21 protein-coding genes are annotated in these 21,769 nt (G+C 32.9%); 16 read left to right on the top strand and 5 right to left on the bottom strand.

Annotation, left to right across the window (positions count from 1 at the left end; translation table 11 throughout):
- The first annotated feature begins 14 nt into the window (after positions 1-14).
- Positions 15-308: a hypothetical protein gene (locus GHT08_RS10430; protein ID WP_163581344.1), complete on the top strand. Its 294-nt coding sequence runs from the start codon at positions 15-17 to the stop codon at positions 306-308.
- A gap of 390 nt (positions 309-698) precedes the next feature.
- Here GHT08_RS10430 and GHT08_RS10425 read toward each other — a convergent pair whose 3' ends face one another.
- Positions 699-1,082 carry a YndM family protein gene (locus tag GHT08_RS10425; protein WP_163581343.1) on the bottom strand — a complete coding sequence of 128 codons (384 nt, stop codon included), beginning with the start codon at positions 1,080-1,082 and terminating at the stop codon, positions 699-701.
- A 283-nt stretch (positions 1,083-1,365) separates the two neighbouring features.
- Between GHT08_RS10425 and GHT08_RS10420 the strand changes: the two genes are divergently transcribed.
- From GHT08_RS10420 to GHT08_RS10395, 6 genes are all read left to right on the top strand, one after another.
- Positions 1,366-2,100, top strand: coding sequence for a YqjF family protein (locus GHT08_RS10420; RefSeq protein ID WP_163581342.1), 735 nt, complete (start codon positions 1,366-1,368; stop codon positions 2,098-2,100).
- An 80-nt stretch (positions 2,101-2,180) separates the two neighbouring features.
- Positions 2,181-3,230 (top strand): SDR family oxidoreductase, encoded by a 1,050-nt coding sequence (locus GHT08_RS10415; RefSeq protein ID WP_163581355.1) that lies wholly within the window; start codon positions 2,181-2,183, stop codon positions 3,228-3,230.
- 539 nt (positions 3,231-3,769) lie between these two features.
- Positions 3,770-5,128: a YjiH family protein gene (locus GHT08_RS10410; RefSeq protein ID WP_163581341.1), complete on the top strand. Its 1,359-nt coding sequence runs from the start codon at positions 3,770-3,772 to the stop codon at positions 5,126-5,128.
- An 80-nt stretch (positions 5,129-5,208) separates the two neighbouring features.
- Positions 5,209-6,393 carry an aminotransferase-like domain-containing protein gene (locus GHT08_RS10405; protein WP_163581340.1) on the top strand — a complete coding sequence of 395 codons (1,185 nt, stop codon included), beginning with the start codon at positions 5,209-5,211 and terminating at the stop codon, positions 6,391-6,393.
- Positions 6,394-6,444: 51 nt separating this feature from the next.
- On the top strand, positions 6,445-6,957 hold the full coding sequence (locus GHT08_RS10400; protein ID WP_163581339.1) for an acyl-CoA thioesterase: 513 nt from the start codon (positions 6,445-6,447) through the stop codon (positions 6,955-6,957).
- Between the two features lie 192 nt (positions 6,958-7,149).
- On the top strand, positions 7,150-7,719 hold the full coding sequence (locus GHT08_RS10395) for a Crp/Fnr family transcriptional regulator (protein WP_163581338.1): 570 nt from the start codon (positions 7,150-7,152) through the stop codon (positions 7,717-7,719).
- Positions 7,720-7,722: 3 nt separating this feature from the next.
- Here GHT08_RS10395 and GHT08_RS10390 read toward each other — a convergent pair whose 3' ends face one another.
- On the bottom strand, positions 7,723-8,409 hold the full coding sequence (locus GHT08_RS10390; protein ID WP_163581354.1) for a DUF4386 domain-containing protein: 687 nt from the start codon (positions 8,407-8,409) through the stop codon (positions 7,723-7,725).
- Between the two features lie 168 nt (positions 8,410-8,577).
- On the opposite strand from GHT08_RS10390, the gene GHT08_RS10385 reads away from it, so the two are divergent.
- Complete coding sequence (locus tag GHT08_RS10385; RefSeq protein WP_163581337.1) at positions 8,578-9,552, top strand: NAD(P)-dependent alcohol dehydrogenase; 975 nt, start codon at positions 8,578-8,580, stop codon at positions 9,550-9,552.
- A gap of 229 nt (positions 9,553-9,781) precedes the next feature.
- On the opposite strand, the gene GHT08_RS10380 is transcribed toward GHT08_RS10385, so the two are convergent.
- The 3 genes from GHT08_RS10380 to GHT08_RS10370 form a co-directional block, all read right to left on the bottom strand.
- Complete coding sequence (locus tag GHT08_RS10380; RefSeq protein WP_163581336.1) at positions 9,782-10,486, bottom strand: hypothetical protein; 705 nt, start codon at positions 10,484-10,486, stop codon at positions 9,782-9,784.
- 93 nt (positions 10,487-10,579) lie between these two features.
- Positions 10,580-11,773, bottom strand: coding sequence for a site-specific integrase (locus GHT08_RS10375; RefSeq protein WP_163581335.1), 1,194 nt, complete (start codon positions 11,771-11,773; stop codon positions 10,580-10,582).
- A 29-nt stretch (positions 11,774-11,802) separates the two neighbouring features.
- The gene (locus tag GHT08_RS10370) at positions 11,803-12,648 is read right to left on the bottom strand and encodes a helix-turn-helix domain-containing protein (protein WP_163581334.1); all 846 of its coding nucleotides are present in this window, start codon (positions 12,646-12,648) and stop codon (positions 11,803-11,805) included.
- 159 nt (positions 12,649-12,807) lie between these two features.
- On the opposite strand from GHT08_RS10370, the gene GHT08_RS10365 reads away from it, so the two are divergent.
- From GHT08_RS10365 to GHT08_RS10335, 8 genes are all read left to right on the top strand, one after another.
- The gene (locus tag GHT08_RS10365) at positions 12,808-12,999 is read left to right on the top strand and encodes a helix-turn-helix domain-containing protein (RefSeq protein WP_163581333.1); all 192 of its coding nucleotides are present in this window, start codon (positions 12,808-12,810) and stop codon (positions 12,997-12,999) included.
- Positions 13,000-13,012: 13 nt separating this feature from the next.
- A complete protein-coding gene (locus GHT08_RS10360; RefSeq protein WP_163581332.1) occupies positions 13,013-13,333 on the top strand; it encodes a helix-turn-helix domain-containing protein in 321 nt (106 codons plus the stop codon).
- A 127-nt stretch (positions 13,334-13,460) separates the two neighbouring features.
- Positions 13,461-14,660, top strand: a complete 1,200-nt coding sequence (locus GHT08_RS10355; RefSeq protein WP_163581331.1) for a hypothetical protein — start codon at positions 13,461-13,463, stop codon at positions 14,658-14,660.
- A gap of 556 nt (positions 14,661-15,216) precedes the next feature.
- On the top strand, positions 15,217-17,247 hold the full coding sequence (gene mobQ / locus GHT08_RS10350) for a MobQ family relaxase (RefSeq protein WP_163581330.1): 2,031 nt from the start codon (positions 15,217-15,219) through the stop codon (positions 17,245-17,247).
- Between the two features lie 683 nt (positions 17,248-17,930).
- Positions 17,931-19,052 carry a hypothetical protein gene (locus GHT08_RS22040; protein ID WP_202882528.1) on the top strand — a complete coding sequence of 374 codons (1,122 nt, stop codon included), beginning with the start codon at positions 17,931-17,933 and terminating at the stop codon, positions 19,050-19,052.
- Positions 19,033-19,878, top strand: a complete 846-nt coding sequence (locus GHT08_RS22035; protein WP_202882527.1) for a hypothetical protein — start codon at positions 19,033-19,035, stop codon at positions 19,876-19,878. Before GHT08_RS22040 ends, GHT08_RS22035 begins: the two co-directional genes overlap by 20 nt.
- 442 nt (positions 19,879-20,320) lie before the next feature.
- Positions 20,321-20,923, top strand: coding sequence for a hypothetical protein (locus GHT08_RS10340; RefSeq protein ID WP_163581329.1), 603 nt, complete (start codon positions 20,321-20,323; stop codon positions 20,921-20,923).
- Positions 20,924-21,021: 98 nt separating this feature from the next.
- On the top strand, positions 21,022-21,216 hold the full coding sequence (locus GHT08_RS10335) for a hypothetical protein (RefSeq protein ID WP_163581328.1): 195 nt from the start codon (positions 21,022-21,024) through the stop codon (positions 21,214-21,216).
- Positions 21,217-21,769: the final 553 nt, after the last annotated feature.

Raw genomic sequence — 21,769 nt, 5'->3', positions numbered from 1 at the left:
GGGAGGAATGGAACATGCCGATACAAAACGGACATGAAATTGAACAACTTTCTAAGGTTTCTTATGACTTGGAGAAAGCCACGCGTGATGCGAGAAATTCAGCTGATATCGATGTAATTAAAGAACTACAACAACAGCTACGAGAAGTACAAGAACAAATTCAAGATGCGCGTGGCAAAGCGATCAATGGAAGTGGTACCTCGATGGAGCCGCTATTTAATGCCCAACTACGCGTGGAAGAATGTCAACACGAATTAAAAAGAGCAGTTACAAATCTTGAAGCTTTTGAAGATAATGTATCACCTTAACATTACGAATGTTATCTCTATCGTTTTTGAAAACACATGTTAAATAGAATTGAAAAGAGGCTAACTATTGACTTTATATAGTTAGCCTCTGTTTTTATAATAAGATAAGAAAGTATAAATTTTGCGCAGATGTCTAGCTCCGAGCGCCCAGAAACTAGGCGACTTCACGAATTGCCCTACGATAAGTCATCATCGGTTCGTAAACTCACCGTGATTCCTTTATCTCAGTTAATTCGTTCCAGTCGCTACGTTTCTAAGCGGGCGCTCTGCGCTTTTTCTTAATCCTTTAAACATATTGTAATTCCCCTTGTGAGGGAGTTGAGAACAATAAAGAAAGGGAGATGAAAGAATAGAAAGGCTATCCTATCTAGGATAACCTTTCATAAACAATTAATATTCATTTGATAGTTGATACCTTTTCCTTGTGCCTAGCCCTTTTCTTAAAATATATTGATGGAAGAAGTACTCACCTAGTGCCAAGATTGCAGCTGAGATGATAGCTACTCCCACGAGAGTTTCAGTTGAAAGATCTGTCAGCCCCATTCCGAGAAGCCAGATTACAACAAAAGCCATCCCAAGGTCTGCCATCGTCGCAGTGACATTTGATGTTTTAGGTAGGATAGTAAGATCCCCCAGCAAGTAGGAAACAACACCAAGAATGACTGTAATTAATAACACATTTCCAAATGAGAATTCATATCCCAAACCTAATATTAGGTAAAGGACTAGGATTGTCATCAAACCTTTTATTGCCAACGCTTTGCCATGTTCCATTATGAATCTCCTCCTTTGATGTTTTTATATTTTGCTAATTCATTCTTCCAAAGGCAATAGCTATTGGAACTTAGTAAGCTTATTCCCATCATTTTTAAAATAAAACATTTAGTCTTGAAGGAATTTTAGAATGCTAAAACTCTCACTTTCTTTAATCCTGCTCAAGTATGTTTTTAATCTATTAAAAATGGTAAATAGATGTATAAGGAAAAGAAAAGAATGAGGGAAATTAAGCTACAACGGAACCAGACTTGTGTCAACTATCGGAAAAAGGAGAACGGAAATGTATAACGATATTCTTAATAGTACAAAACATCGCGATTGCTCATTACCACCTGGTCATTGGCTAATGACGCAAAGGTGGGATCACTTACTTTTTATTCACTTACCTATAGACAAAGAGGTAGTGCAACGACATATCCCAGATGGTTTAGAGATAGATACCTATGAAGGAAGTGCTTGGATTACTGTCCTTCCATTCAAAATAAATAACATGCACTTTAGAAAGCTACCCCCGATTCCTTTCCTTCGTTCTTTTCTGGAGTTAAATGTCCGTACCTATGTAAAACGAAACGGGGTAAAAGGAATTTACTTTTTTAGTTTGGATGCTGATAATCTACCAGCTGTTCTAGGAGCTAGAATTGCTTCCTTACCATATTTATACGCAAGAATGGAAATGAAAAAGAAAAAGGATACTATTTATTACGAGTGCAAACGCAAGGGATCGTTAAAAGAATTAAGCGTGTGCTATCGTCCGGTATCGGAGGCTTATTATCCTGAAAGGGACAGTCTAAGTTATTGGCTTCTGGAAAGGTATGTCCTATGGTCGTATCGAAATAATTTCTTATTCAAAGGGAGTATTCATCATAAGAAGTGGAAAGTTAGAGATACTGTGGTGGATATAGAAACGGAAAATATAATGCCCGAGTTTGCTAAAGGAAAAGTAATTAAGAAGCCGATCTTCCATTATGCTTATTCAAAACGTGTATTGTTCTGGCCCATAAAAAAAGTAGGTTAAAAGGGAAAATGTAAGACACATTATTAATAAAAAGGAGGAAAAAGAAGGTGGAAAAAACAAATACGTTGAATACGAAAGAAATGGATCGGACATTTGATCATCTATTCCAAGGAATGAATGAGTTAACGCTCAAAAATATAGAGGATCAGGTTATCGTAGTAACGGGAGCATCAAGTGGAATAGGGCTCGTCACAGCAAGGATGGCAGCTGAAAGGGGAGCAAAAGTAGTTGTAGCGGCAAGAAATGAAGAAGCATTGAGACAATTGGTTGAAGAGCTAAAGGAAAAAGGGCATACTGCAACTTTCGTTAAAGCAGATGTAGGCGAGGAAGAGGATGTTTATAAAATTGCGGCAACAGCAATCAACGAATTTGGGCGTTTTGATACATGGGTAAATAATGCAGGTGTTTCCATATTTGGACATGCTATGGATGTTAGTAATGAAGATATTAATCGGCTTCTAGCAACAAATTTTTGGAGTGTTGTATATGGGAGTAAAGTTGCTGTAAAGCATTTTAAGGAAAGAGGTATCCCAGGTGCCTTGATTAATGTCGGTAGTCTATTTGGTGACAGAGGGACAGTCATTCAATCAGCGTATGCGGCTACAAAATTTGCTGTGCACGGATGGACAGATAGTATCAGAATGGAGCTCGAAAAAGAAAAAGCACCTGTTTCTGTTACACTTATTCACCCTGGTAGAATCGATACTCCTTACAATGAACATGCCAAAAGTTATTTAGACAAGCAACCTGCACATAGAGGAATGGTTTATCCGCCGAAAGCAGTAGCTGAGGCCATTCTTTACTCAGCAGAACATCCAAAAAGAGATATGCATATTGGTTCACAAGCCAAAATATTTGAGATGCTTGGAACTTATTTTCCTCGTTTCACTGATAAATTAATAGAGGTGTTTTTGTATCCAACTCAGCATAAGAGCACACCTTCCACCCCCCGAGAAGAGAATGCTTTATATCGTGCAGGCTATGGGTTACACGAGAGGGGAACAAATGTAGGTTGGAAGCGTTCTGGGAGTATATATGTAAAAGCAAGTCAATACCCAATTCTTAAATTCGCTTTAGTAGCGGGAATAGGTGCAATAGCCCTATCTACAGTTAAAGGCAAGAAAAAGTAAAAATGAAAGAAATCTCAGTGTGAATAAGGGAAAAAAGTGGTGTGTTAGTTCTTTCCTACAAGATATCAGTAAATTATAAATTGCAGCCTATAATTTGAAAATATTCTGCCTGAGATTGGAACATAACTAAATAGGGAGAACGAGAATTCGAACAATCTGGAATTAGCCTAGGCAAAATACACAGACTCCTGTGGATCAGCTAAGTGCGGTCATGTCCGTCGATACTTGAGTCCTGCTCTTCGAAACTCACGCGAGCTGAAGATCCACTGTGTGAAGTGTTCTTCTTCACACAGTTAGCTGAAGCCTTAGGATACACTGCGAAAGGCAAGCCTTGCGCAGGTGTTGACTTATGCCCCAGCCTTTTTGTAATAGTCAGCAAACAAATTAGATAAATCAATTAGCCTGAATCTAATTATACAAAGACCGAACAATGAATCCCTGCTTCTTTTAAAAAAGTGTTGCATATTTATACAAGAAAATGATATATTATAACTTGCTGAAAATAATAGAAACAACAAAGAAAAAATGGAGAGAACATCATGAAATCAGAACAACAACAATTCACAGCAAGTCAATATATGAAATTCTGGCTACCATCTCTTATTGGGGTGTTATTATTCCTCGTCCCGATTTCGGTAGGTGGTAAGGTTACAATTGGGTTAGGCGTTTTAGCAGATGGATTGCAAGCACTGTTAGCAGATTATATCCCGCTCATTATGACAATTATTTTATGTTTGTCTGCTATTGGTAGTTTAATAGTAAAATGTATAAATTTGCAGATTATAAAGAGTAGTCTTTTCTTAGATAGTTTATTTAATATTCCGCCACTGTGGGTAGTTTTGCGATTTATCGGTGCCATATTTGCCATCATGACATTGACAGAAATCGGCCCTGCTATTATTTGGTCAATGGCGACAGGTGGAACAGTGTTATTTGATCTGATTCCGGTGTTAATGGTGTGGTTCCTATTTGCATGTCTCTTTATGCCACTGTTGTTACAGTTTGGTTTAATGGACTTTATCGGTACTATAGTAAGAAAAATCATGCACCCTTTATTTAAGCTTCCTGGCCGTTCTTCAATTGATGCCTTAGCATCATGGATGGGGAGTGGAACAGTAGGTGTATTATTAACAACACAGCAATTTGAATCTGGTTATTATACGAAGCGTGAAGCAGCAGTAGTAGCAACCAACTTCTCGATTGCATCAATTGCATTCAGTTTGGTCATTGCTAGATTTTTAAGTATTGATCATATGTTTGTTCAGTTTTATATAACCGTCATTGTGGCAGGTGTTGTTGCGGCGGTCATAGTACCGAGAATTCCACCTTTATCTTTAAAAAAAGATACCTATTATGAAGCAGCAGGTAAGCAAATAAATGAAGTTGTGCCAGAAGGTGTGTCTAGTTTTAAATGGGGTGTACAAAAAGCAGTAGAAAAAGCGAATCAAGTGAAAAGTTATCGTGGTGTTATCAAAAGCGGTGTATTGAATGTAGTTGATATCTGGTTTGCTTTAATTCCATTGGTGATGGCGTTAGGAACGATCGCACTGATTATTGCTGAGAAGACACCTATTTTTAACTATTTATCTTATCCATTTATTCCGTTCTTGCAATTATTGCAAATACCTGAGGCGGAGGCTGCTGCTCCGGCAATGATTGTTGGTTTTGCGGACATGTTCTTGCCTGCAGTAGTTGGTAGTGGGATTGAGTCTGAATTAACCCGTTTTGTGATTGGGGTTATGTCACTTACTCAATTAATTTACATGTCGGAAATAGGTATTTTGTTATTAAAATCAAAAATTCCGATTTCGTTTTTTCAATTATTTATTATCTTCTTACAAAGAACGATTATTACGTTGCCAGTCGCGGCATTATTGGCACACCTTTTATTCTTTTAAATAATCGGTCATAATAGAAATAAGAAGCATTGGTGCTTACCAATGCTTCTTATTGTCTCAAGGAAAGGTGAATGATCATCATGAGTATCGAAAATTTCTATTCGGAAAACATAAAGAATGCATTAAAAAACAATCCGCCAGGTGAATGGATGCCGAATATACCAGACAATTGTATTCGTCTTAGTTCAGGGTTTCCAGCACCTGATCTCGTACCAGTTGTTGAGGTGAAAGAGGCGGTTGTTCAATTACTGAAAGAAGAAAAGGATTTACCACTGCATTATCTTGGTACGCCGAAGATGGATAAACTAAAGGAGCAAATTCAAGCTAGGTTGTCAGATCGTGGTATGCGAGTTGCAGATAAAGCACTTCTAGTTACAGCTGGTGCATGTCAGGCAATTGATTTAATTGCTCGAGTTTTTGTAGATGAGCAAACAGTTGTGGCAGTAGAAGCACCGACATATATGGAAGCACTAGAAGTATTCCAAAATTATACGAGTCAATTTATTAGTATCCCAATTGATGAACAGGGACTCCAGACAAAAGAATTAGAAAGAGTATTGGCAGAAAGGAAAGAGCAAGGTCTCCCGCTACCGAAAATAGTATATACGATCCCGACTTTTCAAAATCCAACCGGAACAACGATGACAGCAGAACGTCGGAAGCATATTTTGGAGCTAGCTTCTCAGTATGACTTCCTTATTTTAGAGGACGATGCCTATGGTGAATTATATTTCGATAAACCGCCAGTAACGTTAAAAACAATGGATCATGAAAATCGTGTCCTACATGTTGGTTCTTTATCCAAGGTGGTAGCGCCAGGTTTACGAATTGGCTGGGTAGCTGCAACAGAGGAAATAATCACTTCCCTATATTGGTTTAAAAAAGATTTAGATCATCCTTTTGCACAAGCGATTATGGCTACATATCTGGGGAATAATAATTTTGATAATAGACTTAACACGTTACGAATATCCTATCAAGAGAGGTGTGCTGCATTACTTGCTGCATTAAAAAAATATATGCCAAAGTCTGTTACTTGGTATGTGCCGGAGGGAGGTTACTTCGTTTGGATTAAGGTGGCTGGTGTTGATACTTCAAGATTATTACAACAAGCACTAGATCAAGGTGTGTCCTTTTTGCCAGGGAAATATTTTTTCTTAAATGAACAAGATGGTAAAGAATGGATTCGTCTTTCCTTTAGTTATAGTGATAAGAAGGAAATAACGAAAGGGGTCGAAATGTTGGGGGAAGTTATTAATAAATAGCCTGTTATGGAGAAACAATGATTAATAAAAAATAACGAAAAAGGTGATAGTATGGAAGATACTTATATTAATGAAACCCTTGCTGTGAAAGTTGGTCATGTATTCCCGCCCGATACGAATAATCATGGAACACTTTTTGGTGGGAAATTAATGAGGGATATTGATGATATTGCATCGATTTCTGCAATGAGGCATTCGAGGAGTCCTGTCGTAACTGCTTCAACTGACTCTGTCGACTTTTTGGCACCTATTCGCACAGGTGAGTCTGTTTGTTTAGAGTCGATTGTTACTTGGACAGGAACAAGCTCCATGGAGGTATTTGTCAAAGTTTTAGCAGAAAATCTGATTACAGGGGAACGTAAAATTGCTGCGAATGCTTTTTTAACTTTTGTTGCCGTAGATGAAGAAGGTAAACCAGTTCCTGTTCCAGATGTTATTCCTGTAACAGAGGAAGAGAAATATTTGCACGAAACAGCAAAAGAACGAGTGGAAGCTAGAAAAAAACGAAGGAATGCTAGCAAAGAGTTAGCACATGTTATTCAAAAGGGCAAACCGTGGAAATAAAAATTCTACAGAAATAAGTGAGGGACACTTCGCCTTTAAACCCTTCAACTAATATACTTTTACCTGAGACCATTGGCTAATAACCGAATTGTTAGCCAATGGTTATTTTTCTTACTTTCCAATATCTATTTTGGTATTTGCTGACATGTAATATAATTAGAATAGCAACTATATAGGGGAGGAAGTACGCAGATGAAAGATGTCTTGTTCAAGTATATGAGTAAGTTTACTAATCTTACGCAAGCAGAACAACAAGTTATTATGGAGGATCTTGTGATCGAGGAATACAAAAAAGGAACCGTTCTCCTTAGACAGGGAGAGGTTCCTGAAATGTGTTACTTCGTCTTGAAGGGATGTATCAGGCAATATGCAATTGATGAAGATGGGAATGAAGTCACATCTAACTTCTTTACAGAAGAACAAGCAATTGTCCCTAAAGTTGATCATCCTTCTGCATACAGTTTTACATGTTTGGAAGATTCCTTACTTGTTAATGGCGATTTTAATATAGAGAATGACATGTTTAACAAGTATACACAATTAGAATCCATGACACGCAAGATGACAGAAGAAAACTTCATTCAGCTAAAAGATGATTTTGCTGAATTTATTGCTTCTACACCGGAAGAACGGTTCAAAGCACTTCTACAGAAACGACCAGATTTAATCAATCGCGTCCCCCAACATCAGTTAGCAAGTTACCTTGGTATTACTCCAGAATCATTAAGCAGAATTAAAAAGCGAGTGATAGATAAGCAGTAGAAATCAAACTTTTATCTTAGTTTTAATTAGTAGCCAAATACCAAATCCTAATTCTCCTACAATCATAGGTAATAGAAATACCAACTCAAGTACCATGATGACACTTTGGTATTGAGGAAGAAATGTAATCAAAAGGTGATTAACTATATACCCGACAGAGGCTATCAACAACAAAATGCTAATGAATTTAGGTATGTTGTCTGATTTAAACGTAATATATCCGACAACTAACAGATGCCCGCCAAAAATAACTAACCCCATCGACCAAATCATATGAAATGCATCTAAAAACAACATCACTTTTCCTTGGAGCTGATCGATATGAAACAAAGATTCATAATCAGCGCTATTCGTAAGGAGCATTACCATTATTAGATTAAACACGGCGATGGCTAATATTGCCGTATACATAAGACGAAGCCAAGCACCAAGTAAAGAAAGAATGTTATTAAGTGGTTTCAAGAAGATATAGAATCCCCAAGCAACTAATATGTCCGTTATCAAGATAATTAGCCAACCAAAGACCCCGGCTGTGTATAGTATTTGTGAGTTATTGATGTTGTGAAAAGTAGTACCCGCATCCCCTTGTACGATGAGACTTTCATAGACAAAGCCAGAAGAAAAAAATGCAGCAATAGTCATAATAATTAGTGAAATGCCAGCAGTCAGAGCAGCATTTCGTTGACTTATAGAATTAACCATCTTATCATCCTCCTAAGTTTTTGCATTAATGGCATTATATAAGTAAATAAGTTTTTGTTCATTGACTTAAGTCAATGAATAAAATCATAAATATTGATATAAACAAATTGACACTTTAATGCGCACTTCAAAAAAATAACGAAATAAGGAGGGATTATGTTGAAGGCAATCATGTATAAAAAATATGGTTCTCCTGATGTGCTTAAATTACAAGATATCAACAAGCCAAAACCCATTGACAATCAAGTGTTGGTAAGGATACATGCAGCGTCAGTGAACTATGGTAATTTAGTAGTTCTAAAAGGAAAGCCATTCTTATCTCGTTTTGCATTTGGATTATTTAAGCCTAAATACACGATACCTGGAGGAGATATTGCGGGTCAGGTTGAAGCAGTTGGTAAAAACGTGAAGCAATTTCAATCCGGAGATAAAGTATTTGGAGATCTGGAACCTTTTGGATGGGGTGGGTATGCAGAATATGTTGCTGTTCCTGAGGAAGCTTTAGTGCCAATGCCAAATAATATATCATTCGAAGAAGCGGCTGCAGTCCCGATGGCAGCAGTTACTGCCCTACAAGCACTTAGGGATAAAGGGAACATTCAGTCAGGTCAAAAAGTTCTGATTTACGGTGCATCTGGCGGTGTGGGCACTTTTGCAGTACAAATTGCCAAATACTTTGGCGCGGAGGTAACGGGGGTATGTAGTACGAGAAATATAGAGATTTTACGATCGATCGGAGCTGATCATATAATAGACTATACGAAGGAAGACTTCACCCAAAAAACAAACAAGTATGATCTAATTGTGGCTGTTAATGGTTATCGATCCATTTTTGATTATAAACGGGCATTGAATCCGAATGGAACGTATGTCATGGTCGGTGGTAAAGGTGTGCAAATGGCACAAGCAATGGTGCTTGGACCATTGCTATCCTTAACAGGGAACAGGAAAATGGTCTCTTTTTTACAAAGGCCAAATCAAGGGGATTTAATCTTTCTCCAAGAACTACTTGAAGAAGGCTTGATTAAGCCTGTTTTAGATAGAAGATTTAAATTAGAAGAGGTTCCTGATGCTTTTAGGTATTTTGAAGAAGGCCATGCGAAAGGAAAAATTGTGATTACTGTTTCGTGACTATTGGTAACAGTTGTTATAGGCTATTTCAGAATAAGACTTTGAGATATTTCCTTATCAGTGAAGGGTAGTATGGGCGGCATGATGTAATATAGGTTCCTAAACCTTGTTATGTCGACGTTCTAAGTATCGAAAACTGATTTCAGTGTCCGAAAAAGTGATCGAAATTAGTTATTGAGGTTATTTAGTAGTCTTCCTTCAAGTTATTGTAACTGAGGGAAGACTTTTATTATTTTACCTTTTCTATTATGGTCTTATCGATTATTTTCTCATCGAGCGAAACGTTGACGAGTTCTAGTAAGTAAGCTAATTCATTTAGTTTACGGTAATTGCTCTCTAAGATATCACTTGCTATTAGTTTTATTGTTCCTATGAAAATACCTAAAAATATCAAAGTGAGTATCCATGAAGTTAAATAAATTACTCCTTCTTCTAGGGAGTTTATAATGTTTGTAAATATCCAGTTATTAAAGTAATTCCAAACGGGTATAAATAATGCTAATAAAAATCCACGTATTCCTATAAAGAAATAAAAGCTTGGCTTACTTTTTATTGCTTCTTTTTCTATGAATTCAGTATAATTTTTAATTTTATATTGCTCTAGCCGATTATTTTGATCAAGAAAAACTTTAATTAATTTAACTTTATATTCTCTCCACCCGGTCCACTTTAAAACTGAGTCAATATCAATATTATGCTCCCTCTTTATAACTTTTCTAATGCTTTTATTAATTGAATAGATAGAAAAAATATATATTGAAATTGGAACAATCAAGAATAGAAATTTATTTGTAATTAATAAACTAACCAGGCTTACTGAGGTTATAATTATAATAGAAAGAAACGTTATATACTGACTTCTAATATGTTTAAAAACCAAGTTATTTTGACTTAATTCCACTTTGTGAAAATAAATTAATTTATTTATAAACATCCAATAATTCCTTTCGTTTTCGTCTAAAAATTTTATAGCATGTAAAGTTCCATATAAAATTAATATTTAAAACTATATACTAATAAATGTTGTTCAGTTAATAAGTTTTTTTGATGTGCGTTCCATCAAAACACTGAACTTTTTAGAGGCCTCTTTTTTTATGTTTTTTGTCATGTGTGCATATATATCCATCGTTGTTTGAATGTCAGCATGTCCTAGTCTTTCTTGGATCTCTTTAATGTGGACGTCAGCTTCAATCAACAATGATGTATGAGTGTGTCTAAATGAATGCGGAGTAATAGGCTTTTCAATAGATGTTCTTTTTAGCAACCGTTGTAATCGAATGGATATAGCTTTTATTGTTTTTGGATAACCTTCATTAGTTGTAAATATGAAACCATTGTCTTTATAAAAATGCTTGTTATCCTTCTTGATTTTATCTTGTTCTTTATTGTATTTCTGGAGAATGTTAATTAATAGTTCATCTATTGATATAGTACGTCTCGATGTTTTTGTCTTTGGTGTTAGTAATTGATATTTTAACTTATTACTAGTTGGATTGTAATAAGTTCTTATAACTCGTAAAGTTTTGTTATCGAAATCAATATCATTCCATTTTAAAGCAACTAATTCCCCAACCCGCAAGCCCGTATAAGCTAACATTGTAAAAGCAAGTAGATCACCTTCTAAGCCTTCATTTTTAGTTACTGTTAAAAATTCTTCTAATTCTTCCTTTTCTAGATACTTGTTAAAAATAGAGTTATCATTTTCTAGATCTTCAACTGTTTCTTTTTTCTTTGGAAGTTTAATGTTTTTGGTCGGTATATCCTTAATCAACCTATTTTCATTTGCATATTGAAAAACCATATTGGCAGAAGTATGAATACTAGAAACATAATTTGTACTAAATTTATTGGCTAGTTGGTCTATACTGTCTTGATATGCTTTTTTTGTGATCTTTTGTATTGGTACATTACCAAATGCATTTAGAATATGCTTTAAAGCAATTTTCCTAGCTCTTAAGCTACTATCCTTAGCACCTTGTGAATGATAATGTCGTTCCCAATCCATACATAAGTCATTAAATGTAATCTTAGAGGGTTGAATGTATTCACCGTTATGGAATTGTCTCTCAAATAGTGCAGCAGCAAGTTTAGCGTCTTTTTGAGTTAAAAAACCTTCTTTACTTTTTCTGATGTCTTTGCCCGTTACTGGATCTGTTCCCATGTATACTCTAAAGCCCCACCTAATCCCTTTTTTCGTATTCTTTTTATAAATTCTAGCCATAAGAATTGCACCTGCTTTTATAGGTAGTATTATATTTCACTTTCGTCAACAGATTCCATATCAAAGATAAGTTCAAGTAATTTTATAGCCTTATTTTTTTCTGAAATACTCAGCGATTTTCCTTTAAAGGATACTCTTTTTAACTTATTTAATCTAAAATAAATATCATCACTTTTAAGCGTCACTTTATTTTTTGCATTTTGTTTTATATACTCTATTGTAAAATCTTGTTCGTATTTCTTAGTTAAGTCTATTTCTTCCGAAGTAAGCTCTTTATCTATATGTGTTTGCCATAATAGCTTAAGTCGATATAAATCAGGGACTTTATTATTTATAATTATTCCCTCTAAAATATTACTATCCAATGGCGTCCCAGTTTCTATTATATTCAGTAAATAATAACTGAAATCATCTATACCATAGCACTTACCAAGTGCATTTATATCACCTACTTTTTTAGGACCATATTCTTCTATGTTAATTATCTCATTTCGGGCTAAACCTGTTTCTGCAGAAATTTCATCTAGTGTTTTTAAAGACATTAATCTCCTTGTAAATAAATAATATTTACCTGGTTTATTAGTACACATATCAATTAATAGATCTGTGTGGTTAATGTCTTTATTATCTAATACATTTTCTAGTACATGCAATTCCCCTTTATCAATTTTTAGTCTAATTATAGATTCCGTGATGGGAATTTGTAATATGACTTGTAAGCCTTCGATTAGATCTAAATTTCCTTTCATTTTTCCATTTTCGACATTAGATATATAACCGTGCGTCAAACCTATTTCAGTAGAAAGTTCTTTTAAAGTTAAATCCATTTCTTTTCTTTTCTTTCTTAAATATTCTCCGAATAAATTACTTTCCATATCATCACCTCAGATTGAGTATTGATAAATAAGTATACATATATAACATAACACCTTTAATTAAAGTTGACAACAATAACATTAACATGATAAGTTATATTTGTAACATAAAAATTATTTTTAAAAGTTACAAATGTAACAAGTTGAGGAGGTGTATAAATGACAGCAAATGAAATTAAAGAATTAATTAAATCAAAAGGTTTAAAACAATGGCATGTAGCAGAAGCTTATGGTTTAAGTGAAGGGAATTTTAGTCGTCTTTTACGTAAAGATCCTACAGATGAAACATTATCAAGAATTATGGACTCTATTAAACAGGCTGAGAATGCTATGGAGAAATCAACAATATAAGGAGGTATACGTTTTGATTGATATTAATGTAGATCAAGAAGTTGTTAATACAATGTTGGAAAAGGCAATTAACGAACGAGTAGATGAAATAGTAAAACAAAAGTATTTTTTAACATATACCGAGCTAGCTAATTATTTGAACATTAGTAAACCTGTAATTGAAAATCTTATGATTAAAAACGGCCTTCAGTATTACAAAGTCGGGACTAAATACCTATTCAAACAAGCAGATGTGGATGAGTTCTTAGATGACATTACCGCTAATATGAATGCGAAAAATAATGATTTTAAATTTTTTGCAAAGTTTCAAAATGGAGAAGATACTAATGTATAAGAGTGAGCTTTTCATAGAAAAACCCCTCCTACTCGCCGGGAAGCTAAACAGGAGAGGACAGCAAAAAGCTTACTCACATTATAGCAAATAATAAAATAATTTACTAGATGTGAGGAGATCTATAACAATGAATGATGATGCTTTTATTAAAAAAGGAAAAAAAAGGTCAAGAGAAGAATTAAGATTACCACAACTTCACTTCGTTGTAGCCGATGACTGGATTGAAAAGTTAGGTGCAAAACCATTTTGTTACTGGCTAAAATTACTTTCTTTAGTAGATCGCAAAGATGAGGCGATAGATAAATATGGTAATAAATCAACAGTTCCTAGGTCATTTGAAGATCTATATACTAATATTTTCAAAATATCTAGCCCAACTTTTTATGCTAATGTCGTTAAGCCATTATGGAATTACGGACTTATAGAAATTGCTGAATGGGAAGCAAGTACCAAAGTAGGTACTAAACCTAAAAATATAATAGTTTATGAATATCCTAGAAATTCATTTGAATTATCTGTAAAGCCGTTAAAAAAATATAGAGATTATGATACGGATTATTCATCAAATTCTGCAAAATACGGCAGAATCGGTGGGGAAATCAGAAAGAATAATAGTAATCATACTAAAAATAAAAATATCTCTAAATCAAAGGGTGAAAGTATTTTTACCCTTTATAAAATTAATAAAAATAATAAAATTACCGTTAAAACAAAGGGTAAAAATAATTTAAACGTAACTGTTAAAAAACTTTTACCCTTGAGGGTTAAAAAAATAAAACCCATTAATTATACAAATACTCATGTTAATGTATCAAATACTCACTATAATGTACCAAATATAAAACCTAAAGAAGAAGAAGAAATAAATAATATAAATACAAGTGAACAAGATTCACTAGATTCATCAAACAACGAAAATCAAGATCCTGTTCTTAGTATTATTCAGGAACATTTTATGTTCAGAGAATTAGGTGATTATCTACATGATAAAGGATTTAGTTCTGAAACAATCACTCAAACAATCCTAAAAACCTATCAAACTGGTTTAACATTTTTTAAAAGAGAAGATTTTGAAAGTCAATACAGACACATGATGGAAAAGAAAGATCAAGGTGTAGTTGATAATCACAACAACTTCCCTCTATATTTCGCAAATGGGCTACATATGAGAGCAGAACAGACGGATTCAATGGAAAAGTACCAAAAAGAAAAAGAACATCAATACAAGCTCGCTATGGAACGTAGAGAAGAAGCAAAAGAGAGATCAAGAGAAAATAGAGAATTATATTACAACTGGTTAGAAGAAGATGGTTCCAAGAGTAAGTAAATTTTTAATTAAAAGTAAGCGTCAAAAGATGCACACCTTCTACCATCATTCAATGCGTTAGATAATTACAATATAATAATTAACAAAAAAGAGGGAGGGATTAAAGATTTAAAAGTATTGAAATACAATTTAGCAGTAAGATGGATAGCCAGATTTTACTTATTAGAGTAATGAAGTAAATAATAAAACAGCTGTATAGAAACTTTATAACCATTTCTAAATATAGTTGATAATTAAGAAAATAAAAAAGAATATTTACAGCATATAAATAGAGAAAAAGAACAAATGAGAATTAAGCTGGTATCACCAAATTCAAATAGATTTTTCATTTGATATAGTTAATTAATTCTATCATTTATTAATAAAATTTAAGAAGAACTCCCAGGTTTTTGTCAGACCCCTGGGAGTTCAAAAATCACTCGAGTGCCCACTTACATACCATCAAGAAATGGTATTCGTGGGTGTTGGGGAAAATCGCCCAACTTCCGTTTGCTCCGCAAATAGCACTTCGTGGAATACAAAGATTAAAATAATCATAAGAGAGGGGCTAATAAAAGTGGGCTATTATCATCTATCGGCTAACATTATATCAAGAGGGAAAGGTCAATCAGCTGTTGCTTCTGCTTCTTATCGCAGCGGTGAAAAATTATGGTGTGAAGATGATCAGGAATATAAAAACTATCGTACAAGAGAAGTTAAACCTGAAACCATGATATTAGCTCCTAAACATGCGCCTGATTTTGTCTATGATCGTGAAAAATTGTGGAATGAAGTAGAGCAAGTTGAAGGTAGTATAAATAGTCGTTTATCTAGGGAGATTCGTGTTGCATTACCAAAAGAATTATCTAATGAAAGACAAATAGAATTGGTTAAAAATTATTCAGAAGAAAACTTTGTTGATCGAGGTATGGTAGCTGATATTGCTATACATAGAGAGAAAAAACATAATCCTCATGCACATATTATGCTAACGGTTAGACCATTTAATGAAGATGGTTCATGGGGGAAGAAACAAAAGAAAGTATATGTACTAGATGAAAATGGAAACAAAACTAAAACAGAAAACGGAAATATTAAATCAAAAACAATTCAGCTCACTGATTGGGATAAAAAAGAATCGCTACAATCATGGCGTGAAAATTGGGCTGAAAAAGTTAATGAATTTTACAAAGAAGCAGGTGTAAATAATTCTGTTTCGCATGAATCGTATGAAAAACAAGGAATTGATAAATACGCTACTCATAGATTAACTTATGATGAATGGAAAGCTGAACAAGAAGCGCAAATTCAAGCACAAATTAACAGTGAAGAATACGAGCCAGTTACACATATGGGAATGGTTAATCAGGATATAAGAGATACTAAAAAATTAAAAGACATATTAGAGAAAGAAATTATTAGTTTAGAAGAATATAAAGATGCTTTAGAAAAAGAAATTAACGAAGAATATATACCGCATGTTAGAAACAAATTTCCATTATCAAATCAACAATCAGAGGCCTTGGAGTTTGTTGCTAAACGTATTCATGGTTATGTAACATATGAAAGTGCTAAAAAGAACATGGAAACTGTGAAAGACTGGGGTAAAGCCATAGATCTAACAGGTAAAAAACTAGGTGTTGAAGCTATCATGTTGGATAAAGCACAAAATGATTATAAAGTTGATCACATAAGGGCTATACGATATGGATTGTCACCAAAAAGATTTGAGGAAGAAAAAGGTCAAAAAAATAGAACTATTAATAGTAAAGTTAATAAGTACGAAAGAGATATTGAAGCATATAAAAAAGCTGAATATTACAGCGATATAGCTTTTGAAGTACAAAAAGAAATCCTTCACAAAGAATTTGGTGAAGTTTATCCTCAATACAGCCATATTAAAGAGGATCATAACAAATTAATAAGTGACTTAAAAAATGAATATGTTCAGGATTATCTAAAAACAGGTTATAAACATGAAAGTATAAAAGAATTTGAAGATACACAGGTAATGAAACACTACACTTCTGAATGGTCAAAAGACATTGATTTGAAGAAGGATTTGCAAGAAAATCAACATAACTTATTAATTGCTAATCGTACTGTTTCTAAGTACAGCAAAGAGTATAAAGTGATTTATAGTGAAGGAGCAACAAAGGATAAAATATATGATGCCAAATTAAAGCTCGAAATCGCTAAGTATCAGGTGAAGAAAGGAGAGAATCAAAAATACGAATTAGATGTTAGATTGAATAAAACCTTGTCCTTTAAGTATCAAAATCAACCTACTGAACTAATTGAACGAATACCAACTAAATTAAAAGGGAAATTGCTTGAATTGCACCTTGACGAAAGAGCAACAGGTGAACTTTCTAAGGATCTAAAGACAGTTGAGAAGGATCTTGCAAAAGTAGGGAAAGATATTTCTCATTTGTATGATAAAGAATTTGTGGAAGCAACTGCAAGTATCGGTGGTGTAGCTAAATTATTTGGTGATTTAGGTAATCAATCACAAAATAATGATAAAGATGTAGATGAAATAAAGCGTAAAAGTAAGTCTAAGATGAAAGGAAAAACATTACACAAAGAAAATGAAATGGAATTATGAGAAAGGAGAGTTATCAATCAGGAAAAGAGTCGAACCAATCACTGCAGAAGAATTTGAAGAACATTGGAAACAAATAAAGTACCAACTGGAGATTGAAGGTTTAAAACCCTCTACAAAGGACAAAGAAGCCATCAGAAAAGTTCTAACAGGGGAAATGGACACAAAGCACCTTACCGATGATATATTATAGCTATGAGAGGGCATCATAAGATATTTAAGGTTAATACAGGTATAAAAGAGGTGGACTTTAAAAGTGTGGGGAAATATAGGATATTAATTTAAAAACAATGCAGCCTTCATTAAGAGTGAATGTAATTGGACTTACCCTGTGTAGCAACTGGATAGATAGCTAAATAACCTGAACTTTAGAGTGCGAAAAATACTGTTATCGCACTCTTTTTCTTTGAGTAATAAATTTAAATGATATACAGCGTTTCTAGTTAGTTGTGGGATATATACAATTTTATGGAAAATTAGACAATTGTAGTTACAAAAATGATAAAATATATTTATGTAAAAAAAGACAAGCTCGTAAATTTAACATAATGTGGACCCTTTTTTTAATCTTAGGAATATATATTTTTAGTTTTGATTAGAAAGTCATACTTTTTACCATATGAGATAGATTTTCTTGAAAGTTATTTATGTCTATAAAATGAAATTTAGTTGTTGGAGGTTTAAAAATGAGAAGGGTTAAGTTTTATTCTATTAATGATCTAATGTATGGTAATAGCTTGAGAAATAGTGAAAAAGTGATAAAAGAATACCAAACAGGAAGAGAAATACAAGATTTTAATGACATAATTGAACTTTATAATATAAAAAAATATTTTGATAATAAAGTCTTTCTAACTGATTGGACAACAGCCGAGTTTAAGGGTTACCAGAATACAGTAAATTCATGTTTTGGAATGGTAGCAAAGTGTATAAAAGCTATTAATGAAGACACTATGATAAAGAGATATGAGGATGTAGACATAAGTTATAAAGATGATTTTTGGGAATTGATAGACAAGTTTAAAGTCTATGAAAAAATCACAGAAGTTAAATTTTGTGAGCTAATTAAAACGATGGAAGTAAAACTGTATGAATTATTAAAACACAAAAGAATTACAGAACACTTTGGTGCCATAATTAGAGATTATATGCTAGAAGATGCTTCATCTGCTGAATTATTGTTAGATAGATTTGAAATGAGGCATATAAGTGAACCGGACCCACTATTTTTTCCAAAAGAATTAATTAAAGAAGACAAAGAATACATTATTAATAGCTACATTGAAAGTGAAAAACCAAACATAAATTATTTACGGCTTATTGTTAATATTCAAAGTAGTAAAGATAAGCTTGAAATATCTCCTAAAACTTTGCTGAAGGCAAAAAGAAAAGTTGAAGATTTAGAAAAACAATTCTTTAAAGAGAATTCTGGTATAGAAATGGCAACAAAAGTAGAATTTTCTGAGTCGCAGAAAGAAAATGTCAGTCTCGAAATGAAAAATCATGAATTGAATGCGAGTTACAGTATAAAATGGATAAAAGAAAATATGGATAATTCTACGCTTTTAAATAATTTTATATATTTATTTGAATTTGTGGACTTACACATGAGGTTTACTCTTGTAAATAAGTTTAACAACATGGGTGTATTTGAAAGATACATATTTACTACATCTCAAAATGCTTATAAAACAGGGATAGAATATGAACAAAGAAATGATTTATCACTACTTCAATTAACGGGTTACTACAATGTTTTATTTGGTTTAGGAATTAGATTAGAAGAACTTGTCGAGTGGTTCTTTTAACGAGTACCTTTCTGATGAATTTAATGCTCGAAATTTCAAACTAAATATGCCATCAACGAAATCTACTATGCTAGAAAAATGTTCTAATATTATGCCTGCAATGGAGTCGGTTCTGAAACAATTTTCTCTATTTGTGGAAGAAGGAGAAATTGACTTTGATTTACTTGAGATTCGCTCTGAACATTTAATTTACAAATACATACCTTCCTTAGTTGAAAAAAAATATGTTTATGGTAATGGAGAGGAATTCCAAACTGCAACGCACTTACTGTTTTCTGATCAAAGTGGGTTAGGTTATTTGGAAAGTTCTAATGAAACTTATCATAACTTTTATGATTTGTTATCTCAAGAACGAGTTAAAATTAATGATTATTCAGATTATGATGCTTCTAATATCAAATGGCTAGTTGATCAAGAATATTTATCAATTAATAAAGAAGGAAAAATTGTTTTTATTGATAAATTACTTATTAACATTTTAATGGACTTATATTTCAATGAAGTAATAAATTATTGGAAATATTCAGAACGGGGAAGGGGAATAATTGATAAGCTTGAGGAAAGAGATATTGTTCAACTTGAGAGTTCACTTTTTTCAAGACCAGAGCAGGACTATATTAATTACTTTCTTAACAAATCGCAGTTTAATAATGGATTAGATTTAAGGAATAAGTATAGCCATACGCAACCTTATACGAACAATGATGACAGAATACATAATCAGAACTACTTTATTTTTTTACGATTGTTTATTCTGGTAGCAATTAAGATAAATGATGATTTTTGTATATATGATGAACTAAGAAACACACAACAAGATAAGTAGAGAAATTAATTATTCAACTAAAAAGATTGCGAAAACAGCCATGTGTATAACAATTGAGTGAGAATTTTGAATGAGTAAGGCCAAAAACAAATTAGCTAATTATTTTATAGTAAAACTCAACGATTCTGCATTAAACTGAAATCTTTTATACAGAAGATTTTGTGAATCCGAAAGAAATGTACTTAAAGTAAAGGTGCTTTAATTGAATAAGCTAAGTGGAATTATAAAAAGTCGAACCTTACCATAAAGAATTCGACTTTTTATAATTCCACTTAGCTTACAAAATATCTGAGATTTGATTATGTTCTACATGCAAAATTTCAATTAAAACAGGTGCAAGATAGCGTCTAAAGTGACATACTCAAATCTTTTTACTTTATAAAGCTATAATTTTAATATCACTAAGAACAGAATGTTAAAAAATATGATGGGAGATAATTCATTGAATTTTAATAATTATAAAGAAGAACAAGTTAAAGGGGATAATAAAGGGGCTAGCTATATCTCTTGGAATAAAAGAATTTTAAAAAGAAATGATTTGCCAAGATATATAACGCATTTAACCAAACCAAGTAAATTAGATTTAGAGCAAATACTAAAATCAAACTTAAAAAAATGGGAAAAGGATAGAATGATTCATCGTAACGCAGTAGATAACTTAATAAACATTTTGGCTGAACAAGAGATATGGGGAAGTAGTACACAGTCAGGATTTATAATTGGTCCTAGGAAAGCTACTTGTTTTCAAGAGTTACCTTTTGATTCTATAAGAAGCACAGTAGAAGATAATATTATTAAATTTATTGAAAGTAAAGGAAGAGCACCAATACGATACTGTGGAGTAGGAATTTGTTTTGATCCATTCTATATATATGAGAATAATGGTCGCCCTGTAATATATGAGGAAAAAGAAAAGGCTAAGAAACTTTTAAATCTTAACGAACAGGAATATTGGAGAATTGTAAATCTTAATCTTAAACGAAGAGACCCTTATATAGAAAACTTTTTTGGGGATGGAGTAAACCTGCTATTTCATATGATTTAGAAACAACAATAATAGATTGGAGACATGAACGTGAATGGAGAGTACCTGATTCCTTTAAATTCAATTTAGAAAATGATTTTATTAATAGTATGAATTCCATGTGTCTTTTATTTAATACAAGAGAAACATATCACTATTTTATTAAGCGTCTTGAAGAACATAATCAAATTATTTTGGATAATGAAGATTATTTTTATGATGGATTAATTGATATAATTTTTAATTATGATCAACCAACAGACCAAGATTTTGAAAATTACAAGGTAGTAATACTAGATGAATGGAACATTTAAAAGTATACTTCGATTTTTAATTATGACAATTTTTGAAGTATTCGAACTTTTTACCACAGAGTGCCAAAGATTGTACCAGTAGATGACAGAAGCTTTACCAAAGAATATTTTTTTGCATTTAATGCTATGCCTAAGATAGATTTACCTTGGTATTGCATAGTTGACTCTTACTGCGCAACAGAGTCGATCCGAATTAATGAAGAAGAATCAGCAAAGTCTATTGAAATTGGGTTATGTTTTTCAAATTATCTGAAATTATACGCACTATAAGTAAGTGAAGTTTTTCTGCTACTTGTTTTTATTTAGAGGTGTTGGTGTCTGGTTTTTAGGATAACTCAATTTAAATTATGTTTGAAAACCATATAAAATGAAAAAACACCTTGAAATATACAATCCGCTAAAATTGTCATGGTTACTGTGTTTGCTAGTTTATATTCTGGACATTTATATATATATGACTAAGCTCCACTTTAAAGCAGGAGGTAGTTTCGTTAACGATGTTAAGTGGTTCATGTATATACCATATGATAAAATGTAGTCGAACTAAATAATG

Origin of the sequence: Gracilibacillus saliphilus, assembly GCF_010994085.1 — a bacterium.
In the GTDB taxonomy this organism is placed as follows: domain Bacteria; phylum Bacillota; class Bacilli; order Bacillales; family Amphibacillaceae; genus Gracilibacillus; species Gracilibacillus lacisalsi.
The sequence above is the reverse complement of the archived record's forward strand: the minus strand, read 5'-3'. Positions and strand labels throughout refer to the sequence as shown.